Source organism: Azospirillum sp. TSH100 (assembly GCF_004923295.1).
Lineage (GTDB): Bacteria > Pseudomonadota > Alphaproteobacteria > Azospirillales > Azospirillaceae > Azospirillum.
In genome coordinates, this window is record NZ_CP039637.1 from 375,192 (window position 1) to 401,011 (window position 25,820).

The following is a 25,820-nucleotide window of genomic DNA, read 5'->3' on the forward strand; positions in this document are numbered from 1 at the left end:
ATGGCGCCGGGATGGCGGCCGAGCAGGGTCTCTCCGGTTTCAAAGGCGGCGTCAGTTGCGCTCTCGGTGCTAATTCGTGTTTGTCCTTCAGCAGCGTCCTGCTCTGCGCGCCCCAGGCGGCATGGTGATCTGTCCTGCAAGGCTCCTTGGCAGACAAAGCGGAAAGTCGTGATCCACTTCCCTTGTCCTGACTCGACAGCGAACAGCCTTGCAAATGAGAATCAGTATCATTATGCAGAGTGGGTGTTTGCACTGCGCGCGGCCCCGCCGGCGCATTCGCTGGGGGACCATCACGATGAAGACTGCCGGGCAAACCGGACGCCCTGGGGGCGGGAAGACGGAACCGTCGCGCCTGCGCATGGCGGCACGGGTGACGGCTGCCGTGTTCGGCGCCTATGGCTTCGCCTGGGGCCTTGCCGCGTCCGGGGCGGAACTGGGCGCCATGGCCGGTTTAGCGCCGGCGGAGGCGGTCACCGCCTCCAGCCTTCTTGCCTTGGTGGTTCTGCCGGTGGCGTCATTGTGGGCCTTCGCAGTGCCGCGGGTCACGGTCGGCTGGGCGGTGCTCGGCGGCGGCGGGCTGCTGCTGATCGCGGCATCGCAATTTGTCGGGATGGTGGCGCCATGACGGCCAAGACGCGCAAGTTGATCAGCCCGGCCCTGCGCGCCGCCATGCTGTGGCCGCACACCTGGGCCGGGGTCACGCTCGGTGGGCTGCTGATGCTGATCTTCTTCATGGGATCGCTGGCTGTCTTCGCCTCCGAGATCGACCGCTGGATGATGCCCGCTACCCGTGTCGGCACGGCGGAGGTCGGGCCGGTCTCGCTCGACCATGCGGTGGTGCCGGTGGTGGAGAAGCTTGCCGCCGGCCGGGCGGTGCGCGACTGGTTCGTCCAGTTGCCGGACGAGCGGCGGCCGGTGATGGCGCTGCGGGTGCGGACGGAGAGCGGCAATGCCGGAGGGGTTGCGACCGCCGATGGCACGCTGCTGCCGCCGGTGGGGACGCTCGGCGCCGGATCCTTCTTCTATCCGCTGCATTACAGCCTGCTTCTGAAGACGGGCTTCGTCGGCTATTGGATCGTCTGCTTCGCGTCGGTGGCGATGCTGGCCGGGCTGATCTCCGGCGTCATCATCCATGCGCGGATCTTCAAGGACTTCTTCACCTTCCGCAGCTGGGGACAGTTCCGCCGCTCGCTGCTCGACCTGCACAACCTGACCGGCGTGCTGGTTCTGCCCTTCCATCTGATGATCACGATCACCGGCATCGTGATCGTCCTGCCCATCGTGCTGCCGGCCGGTGTGCAGGCGCTCTATGGCGGCGATCTGATGCGTTTCTACGACGATGCGCTCGGCAACTACAGCCGGCCGCGCAGCGGTATTGCCGCTCCACTGGCGCCGCTCGATCCGATGATGGCGGAGGCCAAGCGGCTGTGGGGTGGCGGCGAGCCGGCCGTGGTGTTCGTCTACAATGCCGGCGACGCCGCCGCAGTCGTCCGCGTCAACCGCGACACCAGCGACCGCATCAGCCTGAACGTCCAGCCGGTCTTCTTCGACGGCGTCACGGGTGCCCTTTTGAAGTATCAGGCTCCGGGGCCGATCGTTGCGACGCACCGCGTCCTGTCCGGCCTGCATGTCGCCGCCTTCGACCATTGGCCGTTGCGCTGGCTGTATTTCCTGTTCGGACTGTCCGGCTGCATGCTGATCGGCACCGGGATGCTCTATTGGATGGAGAAACGGCGGGTCGCCCATGGCGTGAAGCCCGGGGTCGGCTGGCGCAGTGTCGCCGCCCTGGCCTGCGGCAGCACCACCGGCCTGCTGATCGCCACGCTGGCGATGATGGCGGCCAACCGGCTGCTGCCGGCTGGAATCCCCTCGCGGGAACTGGTGGAGGTCGGCATCTTCTTCCTGGCCTGGATCGCCAGCGCCATCCATGCCGCGATTCTCACCCGGACCGATCCCCCGTGGAGTGCGCAATGCACCGCGGTCGCTTTGCTGGCGGGGGCATGCGTGGCGCTGAACTGGATAACGACGGGGGAGCATCCCGGCCGTGCCGTGGCCGCCGCCGACTGGGCGGTGCTGGGCGTCGATCTGGTGCTGGCGTTGACCGCCGTTGGCGCCTGGCGGGTGTCGCGGCGGCTGGTCCGGCGGCCGTCTCCCGAACTTTCAACCCTGGCGAAGGTCACCGACCATGCCTGATGCCCCCATGCTTGATGCGCTGTCGCTGCCCGGACTGTTCGGGCTTTGCTACCTCGCCTTTGCAGCACTTGCCCTGTCTGTGGAGCGGCATTGGCGCGATCTGATCGACACCCGGCGAGCGCCGCCGCGCCGGACGGTGTTCCGCTTGCGGCTGGCGGCACTGCTGTGTCTGGCGGCGGCGCTGTCGGTCGCTGTGCGCCACGACGGGACCGGCTTCGGCATTCTGCTGTGGGTGCTCGCCTTGAGCGCAGGGGCGCTGGGGGTCGTCGCAACCGTCACCTGGAGGACGCGGTCCGCCCGCGGCTGACCGGCGGAGGTCCCGCGCCTCACATCCGCATCATGCGGAAAATGGCGATGAACATCACGACCACCCCCACCTCGGCGGCGGTGGCGAGCCAGGCCGGGTGGAACACGATGCCGAACGGCATGATCAGCAGCAGGATCAGCGACGGGAACACGATGTAGGGAGATTCGAACCGGCGGGACTCTGTTTCCGCCGGGGTGCCTTCCTCTTCGAGCAGGGACGGCTGGGTCAGTTGCATGGACATCGGATCGGAACCCTTGCGCCTTGGTTGGGGAGTGGGGCGGCGACCCGCCGGCACAGACGCCGAGAGGCATTCACCGCTCATGCCGCCGATCCTAGGCAGGGCCATTCATCGCAAAAAGCGAAATTAACCGATGGTTTCCATCGATGTTGTCGAACTTAATCTCGCCACTCCGCCGGGCTTAGGTCCGCCGAGGCGCCCAGGATCGCTTTCAGTCCGGTCAGCGCGGGATCGATGATGGTTGCATCGGCGTCGGTCGGATAGGCGGCGTAGATGGGCAGGCTGAGCGGCCGCGCTTCCGGCAGGATCTCTCCCTTGCCGGCATCGATCAGCGGCTGGACCAGTTGACGGGGGAAATGCCCGGTGCCGCCGCATTGTTTGACATAATCGAGCCCAAGCGTGCCGACGCCGATCGACACCGGAGCCGACTGCACGTCGGGACGGTGCAGGCGCACGTTGCGGCGGAACTCGTCGCCCCAGTCGATGTGGACATATGGCTCCTCCAGGCATCCCTCGGCAACGGGCATGCGGAAGAGGACCAACTCCTCCTCCAGCAGCAGGCGGATGGTCAGGCCGGGCAGGGCGCGCGGCGAATAGAGGACGGCGACGTCCAGCGTACCGTCCTGAAGGCCTTGCAGCAGCCCGTTCGGCAGGCCGACGTCGCAGCGCAGGGCGATGTCATTGGCGTTGCGCCGCATCCAGGGGATCCAGCGGTGCAGCAGGCGGTTCCACAATCCGGCCTCGCTGCCGATCCGCAGCAGCGCCTTGTGTCCGGCGGGAAGGGTGGCTTCCTGCCGGGCCTGTTCCCACAGGCGGAGGATCGCCGCGGCATGGCGCTGGAACCGCAGGCCGGCCGTAGTCAGGGTGGCGCCGGTCTTGTTGCGCACGAACAGGCGACAGCCAAGCTGCTGCTCCAACTGCTGGATGCGCGTGCTGACCGTCGACTGGGTCACATGAAGCCGGTCGGCCGCCGCCATGAAACTGCCCGCCGCCGTGACTTCCAGAAATGTCCGGGCCATTTCCGTATCCATGACACCTCGCTCGAATGCCCACCTGTACGGTCGGGCGCAAGACCTACGCCATCGGCGGCTTGATCGCGACCGGCGGGTGTGAGACGATTCGTCGCATCCCTTGGATGCGGCCGCGACCCACGGTTCCCCTAATGCGGCAGGATCGTATCGGAAAAACCGATGACAACCATCGGGTAAATTCGCTTCCTGGCCTCCTGGGCCGCCATTAGCTTCCGCTTGCTCGCCGGAAGGAAGCCCGACCAATTTCCTCAGTTGGCCGGAGACAACGTTGAAATGGGAGTTCCGCTGTGTCCGTCATGCGCAAAATTCTGTTGGCGTCCGTCATTCTGATCTCCGGTGGAACCGTCGCCGCGCAGGCGGCGGACGGCGACGCCGCGTCGGGCAAGACGGTGTTCAACGCCTGCAAGGCCTGCCACACCATCGAGGCCGGCGGCCCCAACCGGGTCGGCCCGAACCTGCATGGCATCGTTGGCCGCAAGGCGGGTAGCGCCGATGGCTTCAGCTATTCGGCGGCGGTCAAGGATGCCGGCTATGTCTGGGACGAGCAGAAGCTTGACACCTATCTGAAGGATCCCAAGGCGGCGCTGCCCGGCAACAAGATGGCCTTCGCCGGCGTCAAGGACGATGCGAAGCGTGCCGATCTGATCGCCTATCTGAAAAGCGAGTCCAAGTAACGGCCGACCTTCCGGATGATCGTCCTGTTGGTTGCCACAGCCCCGCTGCTGCTGCGGGGCTGTGGCTTTTTGCAGGCCTGACGCATCAGGAGGGGCGCGCCAGCAGCCCTTCGGCCAAGGCTCTGAACGCCGCGACGGCTTTGGCGAGGACATCCTGCTGATCGGCGCTGGCTGCCACCCAGAGCGCGGCGTTCAATGCCGCTCCATTCAAAAGCCGGGCCGCTGCTTCGGGGTCGAGCGGCCGGACAATGCCCTGCGCGATCAGCCGTTCCACCGTCTGCCGGGTCATCTGGAGGCAGCCGTTCTGGCTCGGCCATTGCGAGGGATCGCCAAGGAAGGCCGGCCCGTCGAGCAGCACGATCCGCTGTACCTCCGGTTCCAGTGCCATCTCGATATAGGCGACGCCTTCGGCCAGCAATCCATCCCAGTCGTTTCCGGCCCGGGCACCTATGTCATGCGCGCGCCTCGCCATCTCGGTGTCGAGTTGGTCGATCACAGCCTGGAGGAGACCGCGCTTGTCCCCGAAATTGTGATAGAGGGCGCCCCGCGTTAGCCCGGCCTCGGCCGTCAGGTCATCCATCGAGGCGGCGGCAAATCCGTTTTCAGCAAAGGCCTTCCGCGCGGACGCGATCAACTTGGCGCGGGTTTCCTCCATCATTTCAGACCGCTTCCTGCCGGCCATGTCCCTTCTCCGTCATTTGAACATACGATCCGCATGCGGCTTGACATACGCCCCGTATGTGTGTTGCCGTTCACATACGTAGCGTATATCAAACTGCGCCTGCACTGTGAAGCGAGACGCCGGTCATTCCGGCATTCAAAGGAGGAACAGGACCATGGCCCAACGCCAAGCGATCGCTCCGGCCAACCGGCACGCACTTTACGAACGGCATCGCTATTCGGCGGCGATACGCTCAGGCGACCTTCTGTTCGTCTCGGGGCAGGTCGGCAGCCGCGCGGACGGATCTCCGGAACCCGACTTCGAGCGGCAGGTGCAGCAGGCTTTCGACAATCTCGCCAATGTGCTGAAGGCCGCCGGCTGCAGTTTCGACGATGTCGTCGATGTCATCACCTTCCACACCGATCCGGCGAACCAGATCGAGACCGTCATGGCGGTGCGTGAAAAGGTGATCGGCGATCCGCCCTATCCGAACTGGACCGCGGTCGGGGTGACTTGGCTGGCTGGGTTCGATTTCGAAATCAAGGTCATTGCACGCATCCCTGAGGGAGCATGAGCAATCGCAGCTTTTCGATCGCCGCTTTCTGAACGCAACTGTGGCTCGGGTCACAGCGGACGGCGGACGGGGTGCGCCAGGATGGGGCCTTGCCACATTCGGCCCTGTACGCGGAGGAATCCCCCGATGCGCCGCCCTGCCGCCGTCATTCTTTGCCTTTCCATTTTTGCCCCGGTCACCGCCATTGTCCGGCCGGCGGCCGCGTTCGAGGTGCAGTCCGGCGGTGTTCCGCTGTCGACCGCGGTCGTGTCCGTGCTTGCGAGCCGGGTAGGCAGCGCGCCGCCCGCCGCGACCGGCCCCGGTGCGGCCTTTCCGCCCTGGATGGGCGGCGGCCGGACCGCCACTCCGCTTATGGGGAGCGGGCCCATGGGCGGCGGATTGCCGTCGCTGGGGCGGCCGACCGGTGTAGCGGCGGCGGACCGGGCGGCGATGAACGAGCAACTGTTCGGGATCAAGCGCTGAAAAGGGCGCCTGCCGGTCCTGCCTGTGCCGGCCTCCCCCGCAATGATGGGGAAGGCGATGTCGATCATCCGCCTAATGGGAAGGAGATGGCGCGGAGCGGGACTTTCTCCCAACGGGATGGGATTACCCAAGAATTCGGGGGAACCCTGCTTCCCGGTCGAAGACTAAGATCGATGCCATCCGACAAAGAGCGATCAAGAGAACAGGGGGAAACCATGCTGCGGACTGCCGTGATCGCAGTCGGCGCCCTGCTGCTTCTGCCGCTGTTTCTGGCTGGGCAGGGAATGGCCGACCGGGCGAAAGCGCCCGATGACGCGCGTGCCTACATCCTATGGCCTTCCAGCGGGACGGTCATCATCGGCGGAAAATTCTGGGTCCGCATGGGGCTTCAGAACATGGGGATTGCACCGGCCGGCGTCAGCCATGCCGACACCGGGCACCATCACCTGCTGATCGACACCGAACTGACGAACCCGGACGAACCGATCCCCAACGACAAGCAGCATTTGCATTTCGGCGCCGGCCAGACCGAAGCCCGGCTGGAGCTTCCGCCCGGAACCCACACGCTGCAGATGGTGCTGGGCGATGCCGACCATATTCCGCACAACCCGCCGGTGATGTCGGAGAAGGTGACCATCACCGTCCGCTGACCGGAGTCGCTCGGTTCATCTCCGCCAGGGAGGACGTCATGACGTCAGGAACAGCCGTGCTTACCAGCCGCCCCGGCCGGCACACTGCCTTGGGTGCAGCATCCGGTGCGGTGCTGTGGGGACTGCTTTCGATCGTGCCGTTTCTCACCACGGCGACGCCGGTCGCAGCGGCGGAGGCATCTGCCGACCAGAAGGCCGATCAGCGGAAGGGAGCCGACAGCGCGCAGCGCACGCCCGGCCGAAAGGATGCGTGGCTCTACATCGGCTGGCCCAACAACGGCCAAGTGGTGGGATCCCGGTTCAAGGTGTGGTTCGGGTTGCGTAATTTCGGCGTGGCGCCGGCCGGCGTGCGCAAGGACGGCACTGGACACCATCATCTGCTGATCGACACGGACCTGAAGAATTTCGACGAACCAATCCCCAGCGACAAGCAGCACCTGCATTTCGGCAAGGGCCAGACCGAAACGGTGCTGGAACTGCCGCCCGGCCGGCACACGCTGCAACTGGTTCTGGCCGATGCCGACCATGTGCCGCACGACCCGCCGATCATGTCTAAGAAGATCACCATCACGGTTCGCGCCGACCGCATCCCGCAATTGTCGGCGCGGTGACCGGCTCCAGACCGCCCTGACGATGCGGACACGGAGCCGGACCCGCCAAACCACAGGAGACAGCGCCGATGAGCATGGTCCGGTTCCTTGGTTCCGTCACGGTTTCCGCCGGCCTGACGCTGGCGCTGGGCGGCTGTTTCACCTCCGGTGAGATGGCGCGCGTGGTGCAGCAGCCGAAGACGCCGGCCGTCCGCACCATCAGCAGCTTCAGCGAGGCGCTGCGCTGCATGGACACGCTGCTGTGGACCCACGGCAAGCGCGACATCTACATCACCGCCAACGGCCTGCCCGACGCCACCGGCCGGGTGGCTGGCGGCACGAAGGAAATGCTGATCACCGCCGTCTCCCGCATGTCGGAGACCTCCAACGCCTTCCGCTTCGTGGATTTTGAGCCGGCGCTGGACGACGTCAACGCGCTGTACTGGATGATCGGCGTGCAGCCGAACTTCCGCGCGCCGTCCTATTATATCCGCGGTGCCATCACTCAGTTGGACGACAATGTGGTCAGCGAGGCGGCGTCGGCCGGGCTGTCGCTGCCCAAGCTGGATCTCGGCGTGTCGGCCGATCAGGTGGTGTCGATGGTGTCGGTCGACCTCAATGTCGGGGAGTTGGTGACGCGCCAGATCATCCCCGGCATGTCGGCGTCCAACACGCTGGCGGTGGTGTCGTCGGGGCGCGGGGCGGATGCCGGCGGGGTGATCGGCAAGGCCGGGCTGTCCTTCAACATCTCGCTGAACCGCTCGGAAGGGCTGCACCAGGGCGTGCGCACGCTGGTCGAACTCAGCACCATCGAGGTGCTGGGCAAGCTGACCCGCGTGCCCTACTGGCAATGCCTGGGCATCGACCAGACCAACCCCGCCTTCATGGCGGAGGCGCGCGGCTGGTTCGACGGCATGGCTCCGTCGGAGCGCGTCACCTTCAGCCAGCGCGCGCTGTCGGCGCAAGGCTATTACGATGGGCCGGTCAACGGCCAACTCGACCAGCGCACCGCCGAGGCGGTCGGCCGTTTCCAGGCGGACAACGACCTGATCGCCACAGGACGCATCGATTTCGACCTCTACCAGCGCCTGCTCGCCAAGCCGCCCGGCCAAGGCAGCCAGGGCGGCGGAGCGCCGCCGGCCCGCTTGCAGAGCGTCAGCAATGCCGGTGGCGAGGGGTTGCCGCGCGCCCGGCCGTCACCGTCCCGGCTCGACCTGCTGCTGTCGTCGGATCGCGGGCCAACACCGCGCTATCGTGCCGGCGAGGCGCTGGTGGTGCGGATGCAGCCGACGGCGGACGGCTTCGTCTATTGCTATTACCGCGATGCCGCCGGGACGGTCTCCCGCATCTTCCCCAACCGCTTCCAGCCCGACGCCTTCGTCGAGGCCAACCGCCAAGTGGAAATCCCTCCCGGCGTGCAGAAGCCCTTCAACCTGCGCATGGACCGCCCGAATGCCGAGGAGACGGTCGCCTGCGTCCTCTCGCATGACGAGATCGGATTGCGGATCCCGGAGGCGTTCAAGAGCGAGGATTTGCAGCCCATTCCCGGCGCCGCCCTGGACGACGTCATCAACGCCTTCGCGACGGCCAAGGGCAGCGATGCCCGCGCCAAGCGGCTGACGGTGAAGGTGCTGCCCGGCACTCTGGCGCAGGGAGAGTGACGCCGGGAAAACTGGAGCCGACTGTTGGCCGGCTCACAGCGGGGAAACGGGGGATGGCGATAGAACCGGGGGCAACGCCGTTCCTTCTCCTGCCCATGGAGCCTCAGATGACCAAATCCGTCCTGTCTTATGCCCTTCCCCGTGCCCTGCCCTGTGCCCTGATTGCCACCCTGCCGATGCTGGCCGCGGCCTGGACCGGTTCCGTGTCCGCCCAGACGGTCGAAGGGTCAGGATCCTCGAAGGTGATGATGTTCGACCGGCCGCCCAGCGTGGAGGAACTGCGCGAGGTGGTGGCGCCTGAACCGAAACTTCGCACCCGCAGCATCGAGATCATCGGCGGTGCGGCCGGTGCCGCCGCCAAGCGGCCCCGGCCTGTCGACGAGATCAATTACGGCTCGGCACCCATCCCACCGGCTGCCCAGCCCGCTCCGCAGACGGCGCCGAGCCGCCCCGTCCACAAGCAGCGCCGGCAGGAGGTGCGGATGGAGGCACCGGCCGCCGAGATGGCCGCCGCCCCGCCGCCTGCCGCGGCTCCTGCCCCAGCACCAGAAGCGGCGCCGCAGGCCTTCGGCTTCCGCATCAACTTCGCCCTTAATTCCGCCGAGATTCCGGCCGAGTCCGCCTCCTACATCGACGCCGTCGGGGCACTGATGAAGGAGGACCCGACCCTGGGGCTGACGGTGGAGGGCCACACCGACGCCACCGGCAGCCTTCCCTACAATATGCTGCTGTCGCAGCGCCGTGCGGTGTCGGTGGGCGAGTATCTGGTCCGTGTCCACCAGATCGATCCCAAGCGCATCACCGTCGACGGCAAGGGTCCGACCGTGCCGCTCGCCGCCAACCCGTATGACGGCCGCAACCGGCGCGTTGAATTCAAGCCGACCCATTGACCGCTGGCCGGAATGGAGGGGATGCTATGAAACACGCCCTGATCCTTGCCGCCTGCCTGGGCTTGGCTGCCGTCGCCCCGGCTGATGCCACGGTGGTACGTGGCAAGAGTTCCGACAGCTCCGGCGCCACCAGCGGCGGTGCCGCGGGCGGGGTGGACGTCGTCCCGGCCGGCAAGCGGGTCCGGGTCCAGTGCTGGCAGGACGGCCACAAGATCATCGACGAAGAGGATCTCGCCGTCGTCTCGCTCAGCATCGCCAGCCAGATGAACGGGCTGCGCTTCCGCCGCAACGGTGGGACGGACAGCGCTGTGTCGGTTGTGACGCAATCCCGCACCGCCTGCCTTCTCGCCCCCGATGAGGGTAAGGGCCGGGACCGGGAGTGATCCTTTCAATTCGATGTCTGTAGGTGACGATCATGCCGAAGAGACGTTACTCATATCTGCTGGCCCAAAATCTGCTGTGTGCCGCCGCCGTTCTTGCCCTGGGCTGCGGTCAGGCCGCCGCGGTGGAGGCCGTGGTCGTGGCGTCCAGTGCGCCTGGCTATGTCCAGGGCCAACTCGTCGGCGACGGGCAGTCGGTCCGGCTTCCTGACGGGGCGAACGCGACGCTGCTGTTTGCCAACGGCCGTCTGCTGCGGTTGCGTGGCCCCTATGACGGTGTGCCCGGCGAGATGGCGGACGGTGCCGTTTCGGCCCGTGCTGGCCCCGCCGACGACCGTTTCATGCAGAGCGACCTTGGGGCGGCGCGTGCGTTGGGAAATCCGCTGGATGTGGCGTTGGAGAAGACGCTGGCGATCGACCCGTCGGTTTCGGGCACCCAGTGCATCAAGGCCGGAGGCACGCCGCTGCTGCGCCGCCCGACGGAACCAGGGTTGGACCGCCTGCTGTTGCAGGCCGGCGGGGAGCGTGTGGAAATTACCTGGACCGATGCTGCTGCGGTACCCTGGCCGCGGGGATTGCCGCTGGCGGATGGGGCGGACATCGGCGTCCTGCGGCGGGATGGGACGCCGGTCGGCAGGCTGCATCTTCGCATGGTGGAGGCAACGGGTGGCGCGGCGCTGGCGGTCGGCATGGCGTCGGCCGGCTGTGCCGGGCAGATCGGCGCTGTGATGGCCTCCCTGCGCGAAGCGGCGGTGCCGCTCGATCTCTTTCTTTCCGCTGATCCGGCTGCCGGCCCCGCCTACCGGCCGGGCGAGGACATCCGGCTGCTGGTCCAGACCGATCGCGATGCCAATCTTTATTGCTATCTGCGCAACGCGCGTGCCCAGTTGATCCCCATCTTCCCAGCGGGTGCCACGATGAGCGCCCGGGTGATGGGCAATGTGCCGATCAGCCTGTCCGGCGACCGCATGCCGCTGCGTGCCGGTGACGGTCCGGCCGATCTGGAGGTGCGCTGCATCGCCACCAGCCGCAATCTCGACAACGAGATGCCCGGTCGTGCCGCCGCCTTCCGTCCGCTGCCGGAGGAGGCTGCTATGCAGTTGGACCGCGCGGTGTCTCGCCTGCGCGAAACGGAAGTGGCGTCGGCCCAGCTGATCCTGAAGGTCCGGTGAGGGACGGATGGACGGTCCGCCGGCGAACCCAAGGGAAGGTCCGGAGGCTCCCGCCGTCGTGAGGCCGGCGGTGCGCGACCCGCCGCCGAGCCATCGCGGATGGTCGCGCAGGTGGCTGGCGGTCGCCATCATGCTGGGCAGCGCTGTGCTGGCGCTTGTTGCCGTGCGGCTGGTGCCGCCGCTGCGCACCGCCGACGAGAGTCTGGGCGACCGGCTGATCGCCGCAGCAACCCCTGCGCAGCCACAGCATCCCGCCATCGCACTGGTGCTGTTCGGGGAAGACAGTTTCGCCGGGCTGGCCTGCCGGTCGCCGGTGGATCGCGGCATGCTGGCCGACATCATCGGTCTGCTGGCGTCGGCCGGGGTGCGCGCCATCGGCATCGACGTGCTGTTCGACCAGCCGAGCCTGCCGGCTGTGGATGAGCGGTTGCGCCGGGCCATGCTGAACGCGGCGGTTCCGGTGGTGGCGATCACCGCATTGGCTCAAACCCCCCTGACCGAACGGCAGCGCCGTTTCCTCGACGTGTTCACCGAGGGAATGCCTCGCGGGCATGCCAATCTGGCGAAGGACCGGCTGGACGCCGCGGTGCGCTGGCACGTTCCCTTCGGTGGGGACGGCACACCCAGCCTGCCGGTGCAGCTTGCCCATCTCGGTGGGGTGTCGGCCGTACCGGCGGAACCCTTCCGTATCGACTGGCATGGCCGGCCGGATGGCTCGACCACCCCGTTCCCGATCTATCCTGCCGAAACCCTCGCCGTTCTGCCGAAAAACTGGCTCGCCGAGCGGATCGTCCTGGTGGGCACCGCGCTTGCCGGGATCGATCAGCACCGCACCCCGCTGTCGTCGGCTGGCGCGTCAACACCGGGCGTCGAGATCGAGGCACATGTGCTGGCCCAACTTCTCGATGGGCGGAGCAGTCCGCGTTTGCCTTTCGCCGGGGAGGCGGCGCTGGCGCTGCTGATGGCAGTGGCCGGGGTGGGAGTGGCGCTGGTCGGACTGCCACTGTGGCTGCTGGCGGTAGCGGGGGTGCTGGTGCCGATGGCGGGCGGGACCGGGGCCTCCGCGCTGTTCGCGGCGGGCGGGCCGCTGGTGCCGCTGGTGGCCCCGGCGCTGGCCTGGGGGGCGGGCATCGCCGCGATGACCGTGCAGATGTCGCTGCGCGAACGGGCCGACCGGCGCGTCATGATGCTGCTGTTCGCCAACCATGTATCCCAGCCGGTGGCCGAAGAGATCTGGCGGGAACGCGCCACCTTCATGGCCGGCAACCGCCCGCGCCCGCAGCAGCTGACCGCCACCGTGCTGTTCTCCGACATCGAAGGCTTTACCACCATCTGCGAAGCGCTGGAGCCGGAGCCGCTGATCCGCTGGCTGGAGGGTTATCTGGACGCCATGGTGCAGATCGTCGCCGCCCATGATGGGGTGGTGCTGCGCTTCGTCGGCGATGCGATCCTGGCGGTCTTCGGCGCGCCGGTCGCCCGCAACACGCAGGAGGAGATCGACGCAGACGCCGGCCGGGCCGTCCGTTGCGCCTTGCAGATGGGCCGGGAACTGGTGGCGCTGAACCGGCGTTGGCAGGCGGAAGGGTTGCCGATGGTCGGCATCCGTGTCGGCGTGCATACCGGGCCTCTGGTTGCCGGCAGCCTGGGCGGGTTGCGGCACAGCGAATACTCGCTGCTGGGCGACACCGCCAACACCGCCGCCCGGCTGGAGGCCTACGGCAAGATGGTCGATGCGCGCTCCTCCCGCCATTGCCGGATCATCGTCGGCGATCCGACTTGGCAGGCGGTGCGGTCGGCGTTGCACGGCCACTGCACGGTGCTGCCGGTGGGGGAGGTGGCGTTGAAGGGCAAGGTCAGAGCGGTGCGGATCTGGCTGCTGATCGACGATGAAGATGCTGATGGCCGTGGGTGATAATCGTTGTAAGTTCTGCTCGATACAGGAAGTAATCACTTCGGCGTGGCATCCCCTCTTTTGCCGGATTCGGGCTGATGGGGCCGCTTGGCATCGATTCGAGCCATGGTATGCTTCTTCCATCCATGGCGGGCTGCCGGCAATTTCCGAAATCACTTCGAACAGCCATCCGCTATGCGCCGTAAGCTTCGCCGGCGACCGTTCTGGTCGATTGTCAGCCGACGAAATGCGGCGCCTCTTTGCACGGGTACGGAGGCGGGGATGGTGGGACCGGTCAGACCCTGCCGCACGATGGTCGCGGTGCTGCTTCTGGTGCTGGTTGTCGGGGCGCCATGGGCGCATGCGGCCGGACCTGCCAATGGCGGCCAGCCGTCCGGTGCCGCGGAAAGCCGTCTGGCGCTGGTGATCGGGGTCAGCAACTACCGCAACGCGCCGGAACTGGTGAATCCGCGCAACGACGCGAAAGCGATCGGCGAGGCGTTGCGGGCGCTGAACTTCACGGTCGACGAGCAGTACGACCTCGATGCCCGCGGCTTTGCCACTGCCTTGCGCCAGTTCGGCCTGAAGGCCTCGCAGGCGGATGTCGCGGTGATCTTCTATGCCGGGCACGGCATCCAGGTGAACGGCGTCAACTATCTGCTGCCGGCCGATGCCCAGCTGGAGCGGGAGCGCGATCTGGTCTATGAGGCGATCCCGCTGAACCTGCCGATGGGCGAGCTGGCCGGTGCGCGCAAGCTCGGCATCCTCATCCTCGATGCCTGCCGCAACAACCCCTTCGTCGACCGCCTGACCCGCAGCGGGTCGAACCGCAACCAGGCGCACCCCGGCTTCGGCAGCGTCGACGATACGCCGAGCGACACGCTGGTTGCGATGGCGACCCGCGCCGATCAATTGGCGGAGGACGGTACCGGCGACCACAGCCCCTTCAGCGCGGCGCTGCTCCAGCATCTCCAGACGCCGGGACTGGAGCTGAGCCTGTTCTTCCGCAATGTGCGCGATACGGTGAAGCAGGCCACCAACGGCCGGCAGGAGCCGTTCGTCTACGGCTCGCTCGGCGCGACACCCTTCTACTTCAACCCGCGTCCGCCCAACCGGCCGCCGGTGCTGGGGGAATTGCGGGCGCTGACAGTTCTCGACCGTGCAGGGGCGGAGCCGCTGGCGACCGGCAAGCCGACGGATCCGGACGACGACCAGATGTACGCCCGCGTCACCGGGCTGCCGCGTGGCGGCACCGTCCGCGTCGGGGAGCGCAGCGTGCTGATCGGCGACTACCTGACGGTGGAGCAACTGGCGGCTACCAGCTTCAAGCCCGACGGCAGCTTCCGCGGCGACGCCGGCGCCTTCGAATTCCTGGTGGCCGACGGCCGCGGCGGCATGACAACCGGCGCCATCCCGGTGACGATCAAGCCGAGCAACCAGCCGCCGGCCCTGGTGGCGGAACGCAAGCTGCGCGTCGTCGGCAATCCGATGGGGATCGATGCCCCGTCCGACCCGGACGGTGATCCCCTGAGCATCACCATCATCGGGGTGCCAGAGCGTGGCAGCGTCCACAATGGTGCGGCGGTGGTGAAGCCGGGCGACCGGCTGACCGTCCAGACCCTGACCGCCCTGACCTTCGATCCGGAGGCCGCCGCCCCCGGATCGGCCGGCAACCTGCGCTACAGCGTCGATGACGGCCGGGGCGGCACTGCCACGGCGAGCGTCAGCGTGGAGATCGCCGCCCCCGGCACCCCGCCGGTGGCGGAGCTTGAGGACAGTTTGTGGAAGAAGATTCAGGGCAGCAGGGAGCCCGGCGATTACCAAGCTTTCCTGCAACTGTTCGGCAGCGGCAGCTATGCCCCGATGGCCCGCGGCCAGCTTGAGTCTTTGACGGTCACCGGGAAGACGGCTGAACCACCGCCGAGAGCGGAAGCGAAGCCGGAGATAGGACCCGGATTGGAACCGGCCGAACCCGGACGCTACACCGTCACGGTCGACGGTACCCTGCGGGCGACACCGACCAACGGCGGTGCACGGGTCGGACGGGTGGTACGCGGGGCATCGGTGCAGGTGCTGGGCCGCGTGCCGCAGGGCGGATGGTACCGCATTGCGCTGGAGGATGGAACCCAAGGCTTCGTCGCCGCTACGCTGTTGAAGCACGAGCCTCCCCCTGCGCCATCACAGGCCGCGACGCCGCCGCCGGCCGATCCGCAGGTGGCGGCGACGGCACCGACGGTGCCGGGCAACGGAGGCGCGCGCAACCATGGTACGGGCAACAGCTTCCAGGATTGCCCAACCTGTCCGGTGCTGGTGCGTGTGCCGGCCGGCAGCTTCATGATGGGGAACGACAAGGGCGATCCATCGGAGCGGCCGGTCCACCGCGTTACCATCGCCAAGCCCTTCGCACTCGGCATGTATGAGGTGACGGTTAGCGAGTGGCGTGCCTGCATCCAGGAGGGCGGCTGCACAGACATGCCGCGCATGACCAATCCGACGGACGGAACACCCGTCCACAATCTGCATTGGCAGGATGCCCAGGCCTATGTTTCCTGGCTCAGCCGCAAGACGGGACAGCGTTATCGTCTGCCGAGCGAGGCGGAATGGGAATTCGCCGCGCGGGCGGGAACAACCACTCCCTACTGGTGGGGAACCGAGCAGGGGAACCACGCCGATTGCGACAATTGCGGTGGTCCGCACGAACATTTGACCCCGGCCGCGGTGGGCAGCTACAAGGCCAATCCCTTCGGCCTGCATGACATGAATGGCGGCGTGGCGGAATGGATGGCCGACTGCTGGAACAAGAATTACCAGGGCGCCCCGGCCGACGGTGGTGCCTGGACCCAGGGCAACTGCCGCAAGCGGGTGCTGCGCGGCGGGTCCTGGCGCGACAAGCTGGAGGCCATCAACGGCACGATGCGCAACAGCTACGACATCGACGTGCGTTATTTCACCAACGGCTTCCGGGTGGCGCGCGAGGTGAACTGACGCGGGTCAGCGCTGGACCGTGACGGTCGTCTGGGTCGCCCGGTTGCCCTTGCCGACGGCGGTGTTGGTCGTGGTGTTCACGTTGTTGACCTTTACGCCGCCATGGGCCAGCGCCGCGGGCAGATACGGCAGCGGTCCGGCCGTGCTCATCAGCATGTCCAACGTCGATGGCCCGGCGGGCTTGGCGACCGGGGTGGGGGCAGTCGGCGGGGCCGCTTCTTGCGCCGGTGCCGGGGTGGTTGTCTCCACCGGCCCGGTGGTACTCGTCGCGGTTCCGTCACCGAGCTGCTGCTGGCTGATGTTGCCGTCGCCGAAGGCGAAGTTCAGCGCGCTGTTGAAGTTGTTCACGATGAAGGGCGCGTCGATGATGGTGAAGCTGGGGTCGGCCGGCTGCACCGGGGGCTGGCGGCTGGCGGCCAGCGGCTGTCCCTTGTTGAAGCCGGCGAGATAGCCGGCGTCGCCGCGGATGCGGGTGATCGCCTGCTGGTTCATGGTGGACCGGCGTACCGACGGGTTGGTGACCATTGCACCGGGAGGCGCGCCGCGGGGCGTCGGATTGACCGATACCGGGAGGCGCGGCGTCTGGGGGAAGGCCTGCGCCATCGCCGCACCGGGGATCGGGCCGGGCGGAAAGGCGATGCCGCCGGTGACCTGGGCGGCAGCGGTCCCGGCGGTCAGCAGCAGGACGGCGACGGTGGGCAGCAGGACGGTTCGGGGCGAGGTCATCGCGGGCTCCCTCAAGGCTGGCGGCCGGGTGTGGGAGCATGATGGCAACGTCCGGGATCAGGCGCTGTGGCGCGGCTCACATGGCAGGCTCACAAGGCGGGTCGGTTTGGCGCTTCAGCCGCAGGAATCTGCAATGTCGTCCAGCGCATCGGTGTCGCGGATCACGATGTAGCCAGTATCCATTTCGATCACACCGGCACGCTGCCACTCGTTCAGCAGCTTGTTGACGCTCTCTCGCGAGACGCCGATGAGGCAGCCCAGCTGCTGCTGAGACAGCTTGATGTCCAGTCGCAGTCCCTCCGGCCCCGGCTTGCCGAAGGCGTCGCCCAGCCTTTTCAGGGCACGGGCGAAGCGGGAGGACGCCTCCAGGAAGAGCGTGTCCTCCAGGTGCTCGCTGGTCTGGCGCAGGCGCTTGCACAGCACGCTGATGACGCGGAAGGCCAGATCCGGCCTCGCCGTCAGCACCGGCATCAACTGCGACCGGTCCAGCACCAGCAGGTCGGTTTCCTCCAGCGCCACCGCGTCGGCGGTGCGCGGCTCGCCATCCAGGAGCGCGATCTCGCCGAACAAGCCGCCCTTGTTGATGATGCTCAGCACCAATTCCTTGCCGTCCATCGAATGGCAGCAGATCTTCACGCGGCCGCGGATGACCGCCATCATGCTGTCGCCCGGATCGCCCTTCTGAAAGATCATGGCACCACGCGGGTGGTGGGACAGCCGGGCGGCGGTCGCGAGACGGTGCCGTTCCTCCCGCTCCAGATGCTTGAGCAGGAAATGCCCGGCGAGGACAAGGTCCTTGTCGAAGTTGATCCGTATCGCGGTCACGGTTGTCCCCCGGCTGAGCTTCGGCTGAAGACGTGGGCGGTATTGTCCGGGGTATGGTACGCCGGCAACCGAACCGACCTCAGGTGTCAATGGCGGTAGGCCGTCGTTGGCGCTTCTGCTCCGTTCGTATGTGGGCCGGACATAAAGAAGGGCGGCCGGCGGTGACCGGTCGCCCTTCGATGGCGTTATGGAGGTGTTGTACCATTGCCCGCGGGAAATTTCTCAGGGTGGCAGCGGCTGCGGGTTCAGCGCTCGGCCCAGATTGTCGGTGGAGGCGGATGTAAGTTCCGGCGGGAGAATCTGCGGGTTGGGCGTGGTGGTCTGCATTCCGGACGGGGACGGTGATGCGGCGAAGGCCGGTGCCGCAACGACGGTGGCGAGCGTCAGCGACAGGATCAGGAGGCGGGACATTGCGTTGTCTCCGGTTTGGGATTTGCGGTTCGGTTGCGGGATCAGTCGATGTCCGGGTCGTCGTCCAGGGGTAGGGAGTGGGCCTGATGGCCGAAGGGGAAGCCTCTGTGATCGACGACGGGACCATGCGGATCGGGGGACGCCGGACGGGAAAGCTGCTGAAATTCCACGTCGGGAACGACTTCGGACTCCGGGCCGGACGGGGTGGTCGTACAACGTGTCCGACCGTTGTGTGTCACGCAGTTCAGCGTTCCCGAGCCCCGCATGCAGACGGTCCTGCCGTTGACCGTTTGACAGGCAAGGGTGTCGGCTAGCACCGGTGTCGCCACTGCCGTGCAAAGCAGCATTGGCGCGACGACGGCGAGAAGTGTCGGGAACTTCGGCATCGGTGGCCTCCCGGATTGGAAGGAAATGAAATGCTTAGCGGCGCAGGCCGGTGAGCGATTGGGTGGCGCTGTTGCCGAGGCCGGCGATGACGTTGGTGCCGATACCGACATTGGTGCTGACCAGCGGGCCGCGGCCGCTGAAGTTGAGCCCGACCTGGACGCCGCTGCCCTGGACGCCCAGCAGCTTCTGCCCGGCGCTGTTGCCGATCCCGGCGGCGACGTTGGTGGCGGTGCCGACATTGGTACTGACCAGAGGGCCGACGCCGTGGATGGGCGAGCCGCCCCCGCCCTGGAGGAAGACACCCTGCTGCTGTGCCGAGTTGCCGATCCCGGCGCCGACATTTGTGGCGTTGCCGACATTGGTGCTGACCAGCCCCGGCACTGCCATCATCGATGGCATGGCGGGTCCGGTGCCGGGCTTGGTTTGTGCCAGGGCGGGAGTGGCGAGCAGAAAGGCGGCGATGGTGCCGAGAACATAAGTGCGGATCATGGCGGGAGTTCCTTGCATGGGAGATGAGGTTTCGGGCTTCCGCGCCCTGGCTGTGTTCTTGAGAGAAGCTTAGGGACGCGCCCGGAAAGCTTCTGTGAGCTGCGCCACAACCGCGGGCGGATTTTCAGAGCGGTTCCGGCTGGAAATCCTGGGTAAAGCAATGCCGGGCAAGAAAATGCTCCGGCCGTTGCCGGCCGGAGCGAGGTCAGGAAGGAAGCCGGGAGGAGGGAAAGGTCAGCGCTGCTTCACCAGGGCGCTCTGTCCGGCGAAGTTGCCGATGCCGGCCGACAGGTTCTGCATGGAACTGCGGTTGGAGGGGCCGAGCAGACCGCCAGACCGCTGCAACACGGTGCCGCTCTGCAGGGCGGTGTTGCCGATGCCCGCCGCTGCGTTGCCGACATTGGCGACCGAACCGCCGCTCAGCAGGCCGCCGCTTCGCTGCATCACCGTCGCCATCTGGCCGGCGTTGTTGCCGATGCCCGCCGCGGTATTCCCGATGGTGGCCGCCGAGCCGCCGTTGAACAGGCCGCCGCTCCGCTGCTTCACAAAGGCGCCCTGTTCGGCCGTATTGCCGATGCCGGCGGCGAGGTTGGACACGGCGGCGGTGTTCGGACCGGCGAAGGCGCCCTTGGACTTCTGCATGACCAGCGCGCTCTGGTTGGCGGTGTTGCCGATGCCGGCTGCGGTGTTGGAGATGTCGGAGATGTTCTGGGCCATCGCCGGGGCGGCGAACAGGGCGAGTGAAGCGAAGCCGGTCAGCAGGGAGGTGCGGATCATGGTCTGTCTCCTGTTTCGGGGCCGCGGTGTGCGGCGTGTTGCCGATGGGCAGACCCTACCCAAGCGCCCGATTCCCGGATGTGAGCCGCGCCACAAACCTCCGTCTTTTGTCGGGTGGCGGTGTGTTTCCCGGATTTTCCCTGACAAACGCGAACGGCGCGCCGCTGATGCCAGCTGGCGCGCCGTACGGATGCACTGCGGAACCGCGGCGGAGCGCGATCCGCCCGTTCCCTGGATTTACTCGGCTGCGGTCATTACCCGCGTTGCGGATTGCGCCTGTGCGCCGGACCGGAAGACCAGAACGGTGAACAGGCCGAGCGAGCCGAGCAGCAGCAGCGCGCTGACCGCGGCCACCGGCTCGAACGCGGCATGGCCGAGATGCAGCGCCGCGACCGCGACCGTAAGGAAAGTCGTGCCGACGCTCCACACCACGATCTGCGTCATGGCGAGCCTGCTGGTTTCCAGTGCCGGATGCAGACGGTAGTAGACGCCGAACAGGAACAGCGACACCCAGCCCAGAAGGTTTAGATGCGCATGGGCCGGCATCAGGGTGTGGTCCTGCGATGCCGCCATTCCGATCCCCATGCCGAGACCGGCAAGTGCGAACAGGCAAGCTGCCTTGAAACTTGTGGATGAGGTTTTCATTGCCCTGATCTCCGATTGCCCGCCCTGAAAAGGTTAGATTTCGAACGATGTCAGAGCACGGAGCGGGAGTCTATGGAAAATCTTCTTATAACCATTCAGATATCACTGACAGTTATTTTAAAAAATCCCGGATATCAAGCGCGATACTGTCTGCTCCCAAGTTGTTTCTCGCCATAACAACTTACTCTGATGCGCCTGATGGCGACCTGGGGCGGTACAGTGATCCGGGACGTGCAAGGGCAACTGCGGTTGGTCCCAATTGCGGGACCGGCATATCGGTGGGCATGGTTCCTAATGAACGCTGTGCGATACGGGGCGCCATGAAGCGGGTATGGGTCGCTACGACCCTCGGACTGATCCTCCTGTTGAACGGCGTGCTCGGCGGCCTGCTCTCGGCTGAACGCCAGGCCAGTGTCCAGTCCATGGAGGATGTGGCTTCGCTTGCCACGGCGCACAGCGCCGAGCACATGGACGAATTGATGGAGATCGCCGACCGCACGATATCGGTGGTGTCGGAATTCCTACGGGTTTCTGACAGGATCAAGGATCTCGAAGAAGTCGAGATCCACCGGCTTCTGGTCCATCAGCACCGGATTTCCCCTTTTCTGCGAAGCCTTTTCATCGCCTCGCCGGATGGGCGTTTGAAATACGACTCACGCACGCCGCGACCGGCCGCAGTCGACCTGTCTGATCGGGACTATGTTCAACATCATCTGACCGGCGGTGCGGACATCCTGTTCATCGGAAAGCCTGTGGTCAGCCGGATAACCGGCGAATGGGGCGTGCCTGTCAGTCGCCGCGTCGAGGACCGGTTCGGACGCCTCGTCGGGATCGTCACCGCCGCACTCGATCCGGAGATATTTTCTTCGATGCTGGAAGCCTCACCGTTGCCGGAAGGGATGCGGGCGGCGATCGTCTCGCCGTCCGGCTTCGTGTTCAGCTGCCTGCCAAGCCTGGACTGCCTCGGCCGATCGGCCGCCGACTGGCCACTGTTTCTCCAGCATATTCAGGATCCCGGGATGACCGCCAGCACCATGCGGGGCTCCATCCTGCCGGGTGTGGCCGGCCCCGGCGCCTATCAGGTCAGCCCCCGCTACGGCATCATCGCGGCGGCCAACATCGAAACGCGGGAGGCGATCGCCGGCTGGCTTAGCCGCCTGCCCGTCTATTTCGCGCTGGATCTGGTGCTGAGCGGCGGTGGGGCGGCGCTGTCCGTCGTTCTGTACCGGCAGGTCATCCGGCGGCGGCGGGCCATGCACGAGCTTGCGGAGGCGAACGCCCAACTGGAACAGCGCGTGGCGGAGCGCACGGCCGCCTTGCAGCGCAGCGAAGAAAGGTTGACCGCCTTCGTGACCACCGCGCGCGACGCCATGCTGGTGGTCGATGGTTCCGGTAGCATCCAGTTTTTCAACCCGGCCGCGACAGTCCTGTTCGGCTATGCCGCCGAAGACGTGATCGGCCGGACCATCGACCTGCTGCTGCCGGGGCAACTGAGCGACCAACAGGATCTGGGCCGGTTTGCGAGCCATGGATGGGGGCGGCAGGACGCCGTCCGCGAACTGGTCGCGCGTCATCGCAGCGGCGTGGAGTTCCCGGTCGAACTCACGCTCGGGGCATCCCACAGTGGTGGAGAGTCGATCTACGTCGGTGTTCTTCGCGACATCCGCGAGCGCAAGCTGCAGGAGGAGAGGCTGTGGCAGCTTGCCAACCTGGATCCGCTGACCGGGCTGCTGAACCGCCGCGCCTTCATGGAGCGCGGTGCCGCCCTGCTTGAGGAGGGATGGCGCTTGAGCCGGCCGGTCAGCGTCCTGATGGTCGACGCTGATCATTTCAAAGCGGTCAATGACGGCTTCGGTCATCAGGCCGGTGACGATGTGTTGCGCACGCTTGCCGACATTTTGAAATCGGCGGTGCGCGGTGGCGATCTGATCGGGCGGCTGGGCGGTGAAGAGTTCGCCATCATCCTGCCGGGTGCCGATGGTGCGGACGCCGACCGCATAGCCGAGCGCCTGCTGGCGGACGTCCGTCAGGCCCAGGTGCCAGTGGCAGGCCGGATGCTCGCCATCACCGTCAGTATCGGCATCAGCGTGACGCGGCGGCGCAGCACGCTGGACGATCTGCTGGCGGCGGCCGATCGGGCGCTGTATGCGGCCAAGACCGCGGGTCGCGACCGGCGGGCCATGGCAGCCTGAGGAAGCCGAGCCCCGTAGGCTGTCGGAAGGTGCAGTCCGAAAGCGCCGGATGCGGCGATCCGGGCCCGAGCGCAGACGGTGCGGGAACGCGGGTGGGGGGCGTGGGGTTACCCTCGGGCGACCTCAACGAACGGACCCCCGATGACCCTTCAGCAGTTCATGTCCTTCGCGCTGGTGGGCATCGTGGTGGCGATGCTGGTCTGGAACAGGTGGCGGTTCGATGTGGTTGCGGTGCTGGCCCTGCTGGCCGGCGTGTTCCTCGGGCTGATCCCGGCGAAGGACGCCTTTTCCGGCTTCGCCGACGACATCGTCATCATCATCGCCTCCGCGCTGATCGTCAGCGCCGGGATCGCCCGGTCGGGGGTGATCGATGCCCTGGTGCGTCCGGTCGCGGCCAAGCTGAGCACGCCGACGCGGCAAATCGCCTTCCTGTGCGGGTCGGTCGCCTTCATATCGGCGCTGATGAAGAACATCGGTGCGCTCGCCATCTTCCTGCCGATCACCATGCAGCTCGCGCGGCGGCACCGCACCGGCGCGCACCGGGTGCTGATGCCGATGGCCTTCGCCTCGCTGATGGGTGGGCTGATGACGCTGGTCGGCACTTCTCCAAACATCATCGTGTCCCGTGTGCGCACGGAGATCGTCGGGCAGCCCTTCGCCATGTTCGATTACCTGCCGGTCGGGCTGGGCATCACGGTGATCGGGCTGCTGTTCCTGATGGTCGGCTGGCGTCTGCTGCCGCAGGACCGCAGCGGCGCCCGTTCGGCGGAGGAAACCTTCGCGGTTGAGAACTATGCCAGCGAGATGCGACTGCCGGGCTCCTCCTCCTTCGTCGGCCGCACCGTCCGCGACGTCGAAGCGCTGGCCGAAGGCGAGGCGCGGGTGATCGGCCTGATCCGCGAGCGCTTCCGCCGCTATGTGCCCGACAGGCATTGGACCCTGATAGCCGACGACGTGCTGGTGCTGGAGGGCGACGCCCCGGCCCTGCAACGCCTCGTCCAGGGGGCCTCGTTGGAGCCGCTCGGCATCCTTGAGGGCGTTGAGGGCGAACTGCTGGCGGTGGAGGCGGTGGTGACACCGGACTCGCCGTTCGCCGGCAATTCCGACCGCCAGCTCGACCTGCGGCGGCGTTTCGGCGTCAGCCTGTTGGCGGTCAGCCGGACGGGGGAGCGCATCGCGCGCCGACTGCGCCATGTGATGTTCCGCGAGGGCGACCTGCTGTTGTTGCAGGTGCCGGCCGAGCGCTATCCCGATGCGCTGGCCGATGCCGGTCTGATTCCGCTGGCCGAGCGCCGCCTGCAGATCGGCCGGCGCCGGCCGGCCTGGGTGCCGGTGGGCATCCTGGTCATCACGATGCTGGTCCTCGCCTTTCATCTTGCACCACTGGCGGTCACCTTCCTGGCGGCGGCGGCGGCGATGATCGTCACCGGCGTTCTGAGCGTCGAGGACGCTTATCACGCGGTGGAATGGCCGATCATCGTCCTGCTGGCGGCACTGATCCCGGTTAGCGGCACGCTGGAGAGCACCGGGGCGACCCAGGTGATCTCCACCCTGCTGGCCAATGCTGCGCGTGGCCTGCCGGCAGTGGCCTGCGTAACGCTGATCATGGCGGCGGCGATGGCGGTGACCCCCTTCCTGAACAATGCGGCGACGGTGCTGGTGATGGCGCCGATCGGCGCGGGCGTGGCGCAGCAGCTTGGGCTGAGCCCCGATCCCTTCCTGATGGCGGTGGCGGTCGGGGCCGGCAGCGATTTCCTGACCCCCATCGGCCACCAGTGCAATACGCTGGTGATGGGGCCGGGCGGTTACCGGTTCGGCGATTACCCGCGGCTGGGCGTGCCGCTGTCGCTGATCATCCTGGCGCTGGGCACCTGGCTGATCGTCATGGTCTGGCCGCTGAGCGGCTGAGCGGGGCGGGGAACAACGGCAGAAGCGGGCCGTTCCTTATGGCCCGACAACGAGGATCACGACCGTGCTGGTTTCCGAGATCATGGCGAAGGCGCTGGAGTTCATTTCGCCCGATGCCACCGTGCAGGATGCCGCGACGCTGATGGGCGAACTGGATGTCGGGGCCCTTCCGGTCGGATCGGCCGACGATCTTGTCGGCATCCTGACCGACCGCGATATCCTGTTCCGGGTGGTGGCGGAAGGCGGTGACAACACACGGATGCGGGTGCGCGACGTGATGTCGAGCGCGCTCTTCAGCTGCCGCGACACCGACACGCTGGCCACTGCCATGGACATCATGGGCGCATATCACGTGCGCCGCCTGCCGGTGCTGGACGGGGACGGACAGGTGGTCGGCTGGGTGACGCTGAGCGACATCTCGCGCCGCCTGCTGCTGGACACAGACACCATCCGCGAGGCGCTGAGCGAACTCAGCGCCAGCGGGCAGGACGTTTGAGGGGCTGCGGTCCTAAAGCCGCAACCCCATCTGCCGGTTCAGCCGGACCACCAGATCGGCCGGGAGACCCAGGCGCTGGGCGAGATAGCGCAGGTAGGAGCGGTTGATGGGCGCGTTCTTGTCGACTGTCGCCAGCGATACGGCATAGAAACACGCGGCCAGCCGTGGGGTATCGATACGGCGGACCAGCCCCTCAAGGCATTGCGGCTCCTCGACCATCCGCTCCAGCCGTGTCCGGCTTTCTTCGTCGAGGCTGCTGGTTTGGAGCCTGCCGCGGATCCGGCCCAGCTCCGTCGCATCCAGTTCGCCATCGGCTTGGGCTGCTGTGGCCATGGCGAGAACCAGAATATGGGTCTCCTGCGCGCTGGCGGTTCGGAAGTCGGAGGGCGCCCGGTCGAGCAACTGGTGACGGTTGCGCAGATGGGCGTCGAGGATTTGCCGGGCCAGCATGCCATGCAGCGCCGGTTCATGACCGGGATGGAGCTTTGCCGGTGCGGGGTCGGCCGCCGTGTCAACTATGGGGCCGCCATCCGCGAGGGGAGTTTCCGGCGTGCCGCCGAACAGGCGCTTCAGAAGGCCGGTCTGGGGAGCGTTGAGCATTCCGC

At 66.9% G+C, this 25,820-nt stretch carries 28 protein-coding genes; 17 read left to right on the top strand and 11 right to left on the bottom strand.

Going from position 1 to position 25,820, the window contains the following annotated elements:
* The first annotated feature begins 295 nt into the window (after positions 1-295).
* From E6C72_RS31855 to E6C72_RS23210, 3 genes are read left to right on the top strand one after another with little or no spacing between them, the layout of a single operon-like run.
* Positions 296-625, top strand: a complete 330-nt coding sequence (locus tag E6C72_RS31855; RefSeq protein ID WP_158280114.1) for an iron uptake protein — start codon at positions 296-298, stop codon at positions 623-625.
* Entirely contained in the window at positions 622-2,193 is a 1,572-nt protein-coding gene (locus E6C72_RS23205; RefSeq protein WP_158280113.1) for a PepSY domain-containing protein, read from the top strand. The genes E6C72_RS31855 and E6C72_RS23205 overlap by 4 nt, the downstream gene beginning before the upstream one ends.
* Positions 2,186-2,500 (top strand): DUF3325 domain-containing protein, encoded by a 315-nt coding sequence (locus tag E6C72_RS23210; RefSeq protein ID WP_109084266.1) that lies wholly within the window; start codon positions 2,186-2,188, stop codon positions 2,498-2,500. Before E6C72_RS23205 ends, E6C72_RS23210 begins: the two co-directional genes overlap by 8 nt.
* Positions 2,501-2,519: 19 nt before the next feature.
* Here E6C72_RS23210 and E6C72_RS23215 read toward each other — a convergent pair whose 3' ends face one another.
* Positions 2,520-2,741: a hypothetical protein gene (locus tag E6C72_RS23215; RefSeq protein ID WP_109084265.1), complete on the bottom strand. Its 222-nt coding sequence runs from the start codon at positions 2,739-2,741 to the stop codon at positions 2,520-2,522.
* Positions 2,742-2,896: 155 nt separating this feature from the next.
* On the bottom strand, positions 2,897-3,757 hold the full coding sequence (locus E6C72_RS23220) for a LysR family transcriptional regulator (protein ID WP_158280112.1): 861 nt from the start codon (positions 3,755-3,757) through the stop codon (positions 2,897-2,899).
* A 323-nt stretch (positions 3,758-4,080) separates the two neighbouring features.
* On the opposite strand from E6C72_RS23220, the gene E6C72_RS23225 reads away from it, so the two are divergent.
* Positions 4,081-4,443, top strand: coding sequence for a cytochrome c family protein (locus E6C72_RS23225; RefSeq protein WP_348981118.1), 363 nt, complete (start codon positions 4,081-4,083; stop codon positions 4,441-4,443).
* Positions 4,444-4,528: 85 nt separating this feature from the next.
* On the opposite strand, the gene E6C72_RS23230 is transcribed toward E6C72_RS23225, so the two are convergent.
* Positions 4,529-5,125 (bottom strand): TetR/AcrR family transcriptional regulator, encoded by a 597-nt coding sequence (locus E6C72_RS23230; protein WP_109084262.1) that lies wholly within the window; start codon positions 5,123-5,125, stop codon positions 4,529-4,531.
* Between the two features lie 154 nt (positions 5,126-5,279).
* Here E6C72_RS23230 and E6C72_RS23235 point away from each other — a divergent pair, with 154 nt between their 5' ends.
* The 10 genes from E6C72_RS23235 to E6C72_RS23280 all read left to right on the top strand — a co-directional run bounded on the left by E6C72_RS23235 (position 5,280) and on the right by E6C72_RS23280 (position 16,359).
* Positions 5,280-5,678 (top strand): RidA family protein, encoded by a 399-nt coding sequence (locus tag E6C72_RS23235; protein WP_109084261.1) that lies wholly within the window; start codon positions 5,280-5,282, stop codon positions 5,676-5,678.
* Positions 5,679-5,804: 126 nt separating this feature from the next.
* Positions 5,805-6,140 carry a hypothetical protein gene (locus E6C72_RS23240; protein WP_109084260.1) on the top strand — a complete coding sequence of 112 codons (336 nt, stop codon included), beginning with the start codon at positions 5,805-5,807 and terminating at the stop codon, positions 6,138-6,140.
* A 215-nt stretch (positions 6,141-6,355) separates the two neighbouring features.
* Positions 6,356-6,790, top strand: coding sequence for a DUF4399 domain-containing protein (locus E6C72_RS23245; protein WP_109084259.1), 435 nt, complete (start codon positions 6,356-6,358; stop codon positions 6,788-6,790).
* Between the two features lie 38 nt (positions 6,791-6,828).
* Positions 6,829-7,401, top strand: coding sequence for a DUF4399 domain-containing protein (locus E6C72_RS23250; RefSeq protein ID WP_109084258.1), 573 nt, complete (start codon positions 6,829-6,831; stop codon positions 7,399-7,401).
* Between the two features lie 68 nt (positions 7,402-7,469).
* On the top strand, positions 7,470-9,041 hold the full coding sequence (locus tag E6C72_RS23255) for a DUF4384 domain-containing protein (RefSeq protein WP_109084257.1): 1,572 nt from the start codon (positions 7,470-7,472) through the stop codon (positions 9,039-9,041).
* Between the two features lie 107 nt (positions 9,042-9,148).
* Entirely contained in the window at positions 9,149-9,931 is a 783-nt protein-coding gene (locus E6C72_RS23260) for an OmpA family protein (RefSeq protein WP_136700835.1), read from the top strand.
* A gap of 26 nt (positions 9,932-9,957) precedes the next feature.
* Positions 9,958-10,314 (top strand): hypothetical protein, encoded by a 357-nt coding sequence (locus E6C72_RS23265; RefSeq protein WP_109084255.1) that lies wholly within the window; start codon positions 9,958-9,960, stop codon positions 10,312-10,314.
* A 32-nt stretch (positions 10,315-10,346) separates the two neighbouring features.
* On the top strand, positions 10,347-11,483 hold the full coding sequence (locus tag E6C72_RS23270; protein WP_136700836.1) for a DUF4384 domain-containing protein: 1,137 nt from the start codon (positions 10,347-10,349) through the stop codon (positions 11,481-11,483).
* A gap of 58 nt (positions 11,484-11,541) precedes the next feature.
* A complete protein-coding gene (locus E6C72_RS23275) occupies positions 11,542-13,395 on the top strand; it encodes an adenylate/guanylate cyclase domain-containing protein (RefSeq protein ID WP_169055280.1) in 1,854 nt (617 codons plus the stop codon).
* Positions 13,396-13,656: 261 nt separating this feature from the next.
* Positions 13,657-16,359, top strand: a complete 2,703-nt coding sequence (locus tag E6C72_RS23280) for an SUMF1/EgtB/PvdO family nonheme iron enzyme (protein WP_158280110.1) — start codon at positions 13,657-13,659, stop codon at positions 16,357-16,359.
* A 6-nt stretch (positions 16,360-16,365) separates the two neighbouring features.
* Here E6C72_RS23280 and E6C72_RS23285 read toward each other — a convergent pair whose 3' ends face one another.
* The 7 genes from E6C72_RS23285 to E6C72_RS23315 all read right to left on the bottom strand — a co-directional run bounded on the left by E6C72_RS23285 (position 16,366) and on the right by E6C72_RS23315 (position 20,619).
* On the bottom strand, positions 16,366-17,085 hold the full coding sequence (locus E6C72_RS23285; protein WP_109084251.1) for a hypothetical protein: 720 nt from the start codon (positions 17,083-17,085) through the stop codon (positions 16,366-16,368).
* A gap of 114 nt (positions 17,086-17,199) precedes the next feature.
* Positions 17,200-17,910 carry a Crp/Fnr family transcriptional regulator gene (locus E6C72_RS23290; protein ID WP_109084250.1) on the bottom strand — a complete coding sequence of 237 codons (711 nt, stop codon included), beginning with the start codon at positions 17,908-17,910 and terminating at the stop codon, positions 17,200-17,202.
* Positions 17,911-18,132: 222 nt separating this feature from the next.
* Entirely contained in the window at positions 18,133-18,321 is a 189-nt protein-coding gene (locus E6C72_RS23295; RefSeq protein WP_109084249.1) for a hypothetical protein, read from the bottom strand.
* Between the two features lie 41 nt (positions 18,322-18,362).
* On the bottom strand, positions 18,363-18,707 hold the full coding sequence (locus tag E6C72_RS23300; protein ID WP_136700837.1) for a hypothetical protein: 345 nt from the start codon (positions 18,705-18,707) through the stop codon (positions 18,363-18,365).
* Positions 18,708-18,741: 34 nt separating this feature from the next.
* Entirely contained in the window at positions 18,742-19,197 is a 456-nt protein-coding gene (locus E6C72_RS23305; RefSeq protein WP_109084248.1) for a hypothetical protein, read from the bottom strand.
* Positions 19,198-19,431: 234 nt separating this feature from the next.
* The gene (locus tag E6C72_RS23310) at positions 19,432-19,974 is read right to left on the bottom strand and encodes a hypothetical protein (protein WP_109084247.1); all 543 of its coding nucleotides are present in this window, start codon (positions 19,972-19,974) and stop codon (positions 19,432-19,434) included.
* Positions 19,975-20,211: 237 nt separating this feature from the next.
* Positions 20,212-20,619, bottom strand: coding sequence for a hypothetical protein (locus tag E6C72_RS23315; protein ID WP_109084246.1), 408 nt, complete (start codon positions 20,617-20,619; stop codon positions 20,212-20,214).
* Between the two features lie 320 nt (positions 20,620-20,939).
* Here E6C72_RS23315 and E6C72_RS23320 point away from each other — a divergent pair, with 320 nt between their 5' ends.
* The 3 genes from E6C72_RS23320 to E6C72_RS23330 all read left to right on the top strand — a co-directional run bounded on the left by E6C72_RS23320 (position 20,940) and on the right by E6C72_RS23330 (position 25,215).
* A complete protein-coding gene (locus tag E6C72_RS23320; RefSeq protein WP_109084245.1) occupies positions 20,940-22,811 on the top strand; it encodes a diguanylate cyclase in 1,872 nt (623 codons plus the stop codon).
* Between the two features lie 141 nt (positions 22,812-22,952).
* Positions 22,953-24,719 carry an SLC13 family permease gene (locus tag E6C72_RS23325; RefSeq protein WP_109084244.1) on the top strand — a complete coding sequence of 589 codons (1,767 nt, stop codon included), beginning with the start codon at positions 22,953-22,955 and terminating at the stop codon, positions 24,717-24,719.
* Positions 24,720-24,783: 64 nt separating this feature from the next.
* The gene (locus E6C72_RS23330) at positions 24,784-25,215 is read left to right on the top strand and encodes a CBS domain-containing protein (protein WP_247875484.1); all 432 of its coding nucleotides are present in this window, start codon (positions 24,784-24,786) and stop codon (positions 25,213-25,215) included.
* Positions 25,216-25,227: 12 nt separating this feature from the next.
* On the opposite strand, the gene E6C72_RS23335 is transcribed toward E6C72_RS23330, so the two are convergent.
* Positions 25,228-25,815 carry a DUF533 domain-containing protein gene (locus E6C72_RS23335; RefSeq protein WP_109084243.1) on the bottom strand — a complete coding sequence of 196 codons (588 nt, stop codon included), beginning with the start codon at positions 25,813-25,815 and terminating at the stop codon, positions 25,228-25,230.
* Between the last annotated feature and the right edge of the window lie 5 nt (positions 25,816-25,820).

Bases quoted from the DNA above. Each gene is read 5' to 3' on its own strand.
- E6C72_RS31855 (WP_158280114.1), top strand. From the start codon at position 296: ATGAAGACTGCCGGGCAAACCGGACGCCCTGGGGGCGGGAAGACGGAA.
- E6C72_RS23205 (WP_158280113.1), top strand. From the start codon at position 622: ATGACGGCCAAGACGCGCAAGTTGATCAGCCCGGCCCTGCGCGCCGCC.
- E6C72_RS23210 (WP_109084266.1), top strand. From the start codon at position 2,186: ATGCCTGATGCCCCCATGCTTGATGCGCTGTCGCTGCCCGGACTGTTC.
- E6C72_RS23215 (WP_109084265.1), bottom strand. From the start codon at position 2,741: ATGTCCATGCAACTGACCCAGCCGTCCCTGCTCGAAGAGGAAGGCACC.
- E6C72_RS23220 (WP_158280112.1), bottom strand. From the start codon at position 3,757: ATGGCCCGGACATTTCTGGAAGTCACGGCGGCGGGCAGTTTCATGGCG.
- E6C72_RS23230 (WP_109084262.1), bottom strand. From the start codon at position 5,125: ATGGCCGGCAGGAAGCGGTCTGAAATGATGGAGGAAACCCGCGCCAAG.
- E6C72_RS23235 (WP_109084261.1), top strand. From the start codon at position 5,280: ATGGCCCAACGCCAAGCGATCGCTCCGGCCAACCGGCACGCACTTTAC.
- E6C72_RS23240 (WP_109084260.1), top strand. From the start codon at position 5,805: ATGCGCCGCCCTGCCGCCGTCATTCTTTGCCTTTCCATTTTTGCCCCG.
- E6C72_RS23245 (WP_109084259.1), top strand. From the start codon at position 6,356: ATGCTGCGGACTGCCGTGATCGCAGTCGGCGCCCTGCTGCTTCTGCCG.
- E6C72_RS23250 (WP_109084258.1), top strand. From the start codon at position 6,829: ATGACGTCAGGAACAGCCGTGCTTACCAGCCGCCCCGGCCGGCACACT.
- E6C72_RS23255 (WP_109084257.1), top strand. From the start codon at position 7,470: ATGAGCATGGTCCGGTTCCTTGGTTCCGTCACGGTTTCCGCCGGCCTG.
- E6C72_RS23260 (WP_136700835.1), top strand. From the start codon at position 9,149: ATGACCAAATCCGTCCTGTCTTATGCCCTTCCCCGTGCCCTGCCCTGT.
- E6C72_RS23265 (WP_109084255.1), top strand. From the start codon at position 9,958: ATGAAACACGCCCTGATCCTTGCCGCCTGCCTGGGCTTGGCTGCCGTC.
- E6C72_RS23270 (WP_136700836.1), top strand. From the start codon at position 10,347: ATGCCGAAGAGACGTTACTCATATCTGCTGGCCCAAAATCTGCTGTGT.
- E6C72_RS23280 (WP_158280110.1), top strand. From the start codon at position 13,657: ATGGTGGGACCGGTCAGACCCTGCCGCACGATGGTCGCGGTGCTGCTT.
- E6C72_RS23285 (WP_109084251.1), bottom strand. From the start codon at position 17,085: ATGACCTCGCCCCGAACCGTCCTGCTGCCCACCGTCGCCGTCCTGCTG.
- E6C72_RS23295 (WP_109084249.1), bottom strand. From the start codon at position 18,321: ATGTCCCGCCTCCTGATCCTGTCGCTGACGCTCGCCACCGTCGTTGCG.
- E6C72_RS23300 (WP_136700837.1), bottom strand. From the start codon at position 18,707: ATGCCGAAGTTCCCGACACTTCTCGCCGTCGTCGCGCCAATGCTGCTT.
- E6C72_RS23305 (WP_109084248.1), bottom strand. From the start codon at position 19,197: ATGATCCGCACTTATGTTCTCGGCACCATCGCCGCCTTTCTGCTCGCC.
- E6C72_RS23310 (WP_109084247.1), bottom strand. From the start codon at position 19,974: ATGATCCGCACCTCCCTGCTGACCGGCTTCGCTTCACTCGCCCTGTTC.
- E6C72_RS23315 (WP_109084246.1), bottom strand. From the start codon at position 20,619: ATGAAAACCTCATCCACAAGTTTCAAGGCAGCTTGCCTGTTCGCACTT.
- E6C72_RS23320 (WP_109084245.1), top strand. From the start codon at position 20,940: ATGAAGCGGGTATGGGTCGCTACGACCCTCGGACTGATCCTCCTGTTG.
- E6C72_RS23325 (WP_109084244.1), top strand. From the start codon at position 22,953: ATGACCCTTCAGCAGTTCATGTCCTTCGCGCTGGTGGGCATCGTGGTG.
- E6C72_RS23335 (WP_109084243.1), bottom strand. From the start codon at position 25,815: ATGCTCAACGCTCCCCAGACCGGCCTTCTGAAGCGCCTGTTCGGCGGC.